Origin of the sequence: Allorhizocola rhizosphaerae (assembly GCF_003426775.1) — a bacterium.
Classification (GTDB): domain Bacteria; phylum Actinomycetota; class Actinomycetes; order Mycobacteriales; family Micromonosporaceae; genus Allorhizocola; species Allorhizocola rhizosphaerae.
Map to the genome: position 1 here is coordinate 1 of NZ_QJUG01000391.1, position 4,172 is coordinate 4,172.

General features: G+C 70.1%; 5 protein-coding genes and 1 pseudogene. 1 reads left to right on the forward strand and 5 read right to left on the reverse strand.

Features of this window, described 5'->3' with window-relative positions; translation table 11 throughout:
- Positions 1–684, reverse strand: a 684-nt coding sequence (locus tag DM816_RS40640) for an AfsR/SARP family transcriptional regulator (protein ID WP_162908367.1), incomplete at its 3' end; no start/stop codon positions are given.
- The gene (locus DM816_RS40645; RefSeq protein WP_117215775.1) at positions 681–944 is read right to left on the reverse strand and encodes a hypothetical protein; all 264 of its coding nucleotides are present in this window, start codon (positions 942–944) and stop codon (positions 681–683) included. The genes DM816_RS40640 and DM816_RS40645, both read right to left, overlap by 4 nt.
- A gap of 55 nt (positions 945–999) precedes the next feature.
- Between DM816_RS40645 and DM816_RS40650 the strand changes: the two genes are divergently transcribed.
- Positions 1,000–2,160 carry a S8 family peptidase gene (locus DM816_RS40650; RefSeq protein WP_117215772.1) on the forward strand — a complete coding sequence of 387 codons (1,161 nt, stop codon included), beginning with the start codon at positions 1,000–1,002 and terminating at the stop codon, positions 2,158–2,160.
- Here DM816_RS40650 and DM816_RS40655 read toward each other — a convergent pair.
- The 3 genes and pseudogenes from DM816_RS40655 to DM816_RS44070 all read right to left on the reverse strand — a co-directional run.
- Entirely contained in the window at positions 2,157–3,428 is a 1,272-nt protein-coding gene (locus DM816_RS40655; protein ID WP_117215773.1) for an MGH1-like glycoside hydrolase domain-containing protein, read from the reverse strand. The two genes, DM816_RS40650 and DM816_RS40655, sit on opposite strands and share 4 nt — an antisense overlap.
- Positions 3,394–3,693 (reverse strand): hypothetical protein, encoded by a 300-nt coding sequence (locus DM816_RS40660; protein WP_117215774.1) that lies wholly within the window; start codon positions 3,691–3,693, stop codon positions 3,394–3,396. The genes DM816_RS40655 and DM816_RS40660 overlap by 35 nt, the downstream gene beginning before the upstream one ends.
- Positions 3,683–4,172, reverse strand: a pseudogene (locus DM816_RS44070) (hypothetical protein); the annotation flags it as partial. The gene DM816_RS40660 and the pseudogene DM816_RS44070, both read right to left, overlap by 11 nt.

Below are 4,172 nucleotides of genomic sequence, written 5' to 3' on the forward strand. Positions count from 1 at the left end.
CGCCCGCCCCGGCTCCAGCCCCGTCTCGGCCACCAGCGCGGCGCGCAGCCGCGGGAACACCAGCGCCGCCTCCGCGCGCCGGCCGCTGCGGTGCAGGGCCACCATCACCAGCCCGGCGAGCCGCTCGCGCAGCGGATGCTCCAGCGCCAGGCACTGCAGCCGGTGCAGCACCTCGCGGTCGTTGCCCAGCCGCAGCTCCGCCTCGTACAGGTCTTCCAATGCCGCCAGCCGCTCCTCGTCCAGCGACTGACCCACCCGGGCGAGCAGCCCATCCTCGGCCGCGCCGGCCAGGGCGTCGCCGCGCCACATGCCGACCGCCTTGGACAGCAGCGCCCGCCTGGGCGCGGGTGCCATCTCCTGCTTGGCCCGCCCCACCAGGTCGCGGAAGACGAACAGGTCGATCGACTCGGGCGGGCAGCGCAGCTGGTACCCGTCGCCGTCGGTTTCCAGGGCCACTCCGCGCAGCATCCGGCGCAGCTGCGAGACATACACCTGCACCGCCTTGCGGGCGGTCGCCGGCGGGTGATGCCCCCACAGCAGGGCGATCAAGCGGTCGAGCCGGACCACGCGGCCGTTGTCGAGTAGCAGCGCGCCGAGGACCGCCCGGCGCCGGGGCTCGCCTATGTCGATCTCGCCGTCGTCGGCGCGCGCGACGACCGGCCCCAGGACGCCGAAGGTGATCACTCGATGGGCCGCCGGAAGGAGTAGGTCACCGCCTGCAGGCGGTGCGGCTCGTTGGGGTAGAACGCGGCGGTGCGGTCGTAGCACTGCCACCCCTGCGCACCGGCGCGGTTGAGGTGGCCGATGTCGTCGTGCCGATCGTCGATCCCCCACGCCACCTTGCCCTCGGCGCTGTAGAAGGTGGCTCGCCAGTCCATGAACCGGTCGGTGCCGAAGTCTCCGGTCGCGCGGTATTCGAGCCGCGCGTACTCCCATGTCGTCACCCGCACGATTATGCCCTGCTTCCGGAAAGAACTAGATATCGATTATTGTCCACTCATGTATAAAGCCACCCTCACGGCCGTCGCGCTCCTCGCTGGAGTGTTCGTCGCGGCCGAACCCGCACTCGGGGCCGGCGGACCGTTCCGCGCCGAACCACTGGCCGTGACCGTCGCGAGTGGACCGGACATCGAGCCGATCCCCGGACGGTACCTGGTCTCGTTCGCGCCCGGCACCTCGGTCAACACGACGACGCTGCGCGTCGCGCCGATCGCAACATTCAACGGCGGGTTCACCGCCGACCTCACCGCAGCGCAGGTCCGGTCGCTGCGGCACAACGCGAACGTGACGATCATCGAGCAGGACTTCTGGCACCACAACGTCCTCGATGTCACGCAGAGCCCGACCCCGGCGTGGGGCATCGACCGCATCGACCAGACGAACCTGCCACTGTCCAATAGCTACACCTACAACGCCACCGGTGCGGGCGTGCACGCGTACGTCATCGACACGGGCATCTGGGCGCAGCACCCCAACTTCGGCAACCGGGCCACCTTCGACGTCAACACGATCGACACCAACAACACCGACTGCAACAACCACGGCACGCACGTCGCGGGCACGATCGGCTCCGCCTCCTACGGCGTGGCCAAGGGCGTGCGCCTGCACGGCGTCAAGTGGCTCAACTGCGCCGGCAGCGGCACGCTGACCAGCGCGGTCAACGCCGTCAACTGGGTGACCAACAACCGGATCGCCCCGGCGGTCGCCAACACCTCGTGGAACTTCACCTACAGCGCGACCCTTGCCACCGCGCTGACCAACATGATGAACGCGGGTGTGTTCCTGGCGACCTCGGCCGGCAACACCGGCGCCAACTCGTGCGACCGCTTGCCGCGCAACCTGACCGCGGCCCTCGTCGTCGCGGCGACCACGTCCACCGACGCCCGAGCCAGCTACTCGTCGATCGGGCCGTGCGTCGACCTCTACGGACCCGGCTCGGCCATCGTGTCGACCGTTCCTGGCGGTGGGACATCGAGCCTCAGCGGCACGTCCATGGCCACTCCGCACGCTGCCGGGATCGCGGCCCTGTACAAGCAGGCAATGGGCAACGGCAGCCAGGCGACCGTGCACGCCTGGATCGTCAACAACACCACGCCCAACGTGGTGACCGGCAGCCTGTCCGGGACGCCGAACCGCCTGCTCAACAAACGAGCGCTTTAAAGCGTAATTGCTATCTCATGGCGGCCCGTCAGGTCACCCGGGATCTCCGGTGCGGCCTGCGGGCTGCCGTCCAATTCAAAACCCCTTATCTGGGTACCGTGTCCAGCCACGCGAATCGTCAGGGTCATCTGCCGGAAGTGCAAGTCGCGCAGCACCAGCGACGTGAACCCCTCGGGCACGACAGGGGCGAACCGCACCCTGTCGACGTCGGTGTCCATCCCGAACAGTCCATAGTGGACCATCGCGTGCAGCCCGGCCGCGCTCCACAACTGGCGCGGTGACCCGTCCGCCCGGCCGCTGTGCGGCCGGTAAAACTCGTGCAGCGTCGCGGCTTTGCCGGCCAGGCCAGTCAGATGGCCCAACTCGGCGGCGAACACGCCCACGTCACCGTGCTTGGCCGCGGCCCAAGCCCAGTACCCCTGCACGAACGGCCACACCATCCCGTTGTGGTAGTACTCGGCGCGCCTCAGCGGGGGCCGCCACAGCAGGTAGCGCGGCCACCGGCACGGCACGCCGTGCGGCGTGACGTGCATCGACTTGACCCGATCCCACTCGGCCACTCCCCACAGGGCGGCCAGCGCCTCGCCCAGTCCCTCTCGCCGGTGCGAGCCCTCGTAATAGGTGTAGTGGCCCAGTCTCGGCGACCACAGCCGCTCGTTGATCGCCCGCTTCAGCGCCTCGGCCTTCGCTGTAAAGAGGTCCTCGACCCCGAGCAGTCCGGCCATCCGCGCGGCGATCCGGTAGGCCCGATAGTGCAAAACGTTGGTGCTCAACGCCTTCATCCGCCCCACGGCCCGCCCGTTGAACGCGAGCCAAAGCGGATAGGCGCTGTTGGACTCCATGAAGCTGGCGCACCCGCGGAAGAGCCCACCGTCGAACACCTCCCGCTCGGCGCGCGCCAGGCTGGCCACCGTCACGCCATACGCCCACCGCAGGAACGACGGGTCGGGATCGGCCACATAGGACGCCCACGCGCCGATGGCCCCCACGATGGCGTCGGTCAGATTGGGCCAGCCGCCGAAGTGCGCGCACCGATCCTGCGCCCACAGCCCGTCCGTGGTCGCCACACCGGTGATGGTCTGCCGGGCGATCTGCGGATAGGCGAACCCGGCGCCCAGGTCGATGGCGTACGCCGCGTCGCGCACCCACACCGTCGGCCACGTCTGGCCCGCGATGAACGCCCCGCCGACGATGTTGCCCGCGATGTCGCGCGTGGCCTTGGCATACGCGTCGTCAAGCGCGGTGCGCCCCGACTCCAGCGTCGCCATCCTCACCCCCTTCCGAGACGCCTTCGGACGAACCGTCGACCCGTTCCGGCGAGACGCCCATCTCTCGCCAACTGCCGCGAACACCTTCCGGGGATCCGTCCACATCCACGATCCCCAGCAGCCTGTCCCACCACGGATCGCGTGCCGTGGCGGCGGTGAGGTTGAACGCCGCACCGATCAGCACGCCCAGCCCCAGCAGCGCGGCCACGGCACCGCCCGCCACGCGGTAGCACGACACGAGCGTGAGGCAGCTGTCATACCACATCGCGCTGCTCCCCCTCCGGCACGTCCTCACGCCACCACGCCACGTCATCATCACTGTCACGCTTGCGCTTCCGCTTGCTTTTCGGTTTCGGCTCCCGTTCGGGCTTGGGTTGCGACGGCGGTTGCGCGGGTGGATCCCGCACGGGCTCCGGCTTGCCCACGGCCGCAGGCTCCCCGCCTGGCGCGCCGGAACGCCTCGGCCGCGCACGCGGCTCGGGCTCAGCAAAAGGATCCGGCTCAGCAAACGGTTCTGCCGGGGCAAACGGTTCCGGCGCGCCAAACGGCGCGGACTCCACATGCCGCCCCGGCTCCCCTGCCGCCACAGCCAAGCTCGTCGGCCCTGCATCCGGATCCGGCTCAGCCTCCCCTCCGGCCCTCGCCAAGCCCGCCCGCTCCGGCTCGGCCTCCCAGTCCGCCGCCAAGCCCGGCCGCTCGCGCTCGGCCTCCCAGTCCGCCGCCGCCAAGCCCGGCCGCTCGCGC